The organism is Undibacterium hunanense, assembly GCF_014284335.1.
GTDB lineage: Bacteria > Pseudomonadota > Gammaproteobacteria > Burkholderiales > Burkholderiaceae_D > Undibacterium > Undibacterium hunanense.
In genome coordinates, this window is record NZ_JACOGF010000067.1 from 1 (window position 1) to 335 (window position 335).

Genomic DNA, 335 nt, shown 5'->3' on the forward strand with positions numbered 1-335 from the left:
CGAGGTTGATGGTCAGGTTGCCTGTGAATGCGGATGCGTCCACTGTAGCCAGACGACCGGAGGCTTGCAGGATGCCGCCCTGGTAGTTGACGGATTCAATGGTACCAACAGCGCCGTTGACGACGTTTGTTGTGGAACCCAGGTTCAGGTTGGTGTTGCCAGTGATGATGACTTTACCGGCTGTGCCTGTGTCCATTGGCAGGTTCAATGTGCCGATGAAGTTGTTGGCGCCTGTGCTGTTGACTGTGAGTGTTTCATAGCCTGTGCCGCCTACGCCATTGGCGGAGGAACCAGAAGTGTTGCCACCGATGTTGACTGCACCAACTTGTACGTCA

General features: G+C 55.2%; 1 protein-coding gene. It reads right to left on the bottom strand.

Annotation, left to right across the window (positions count from 1 at the left end; genetic code table 11):
- Positions 1-335, bottom strand: a 335-nt coding sequence (locus tag H8L32_RS27345) for a hypothetical protein (protein WP_186951017.1), incomplete at both ends; no start/stop codon positions are given.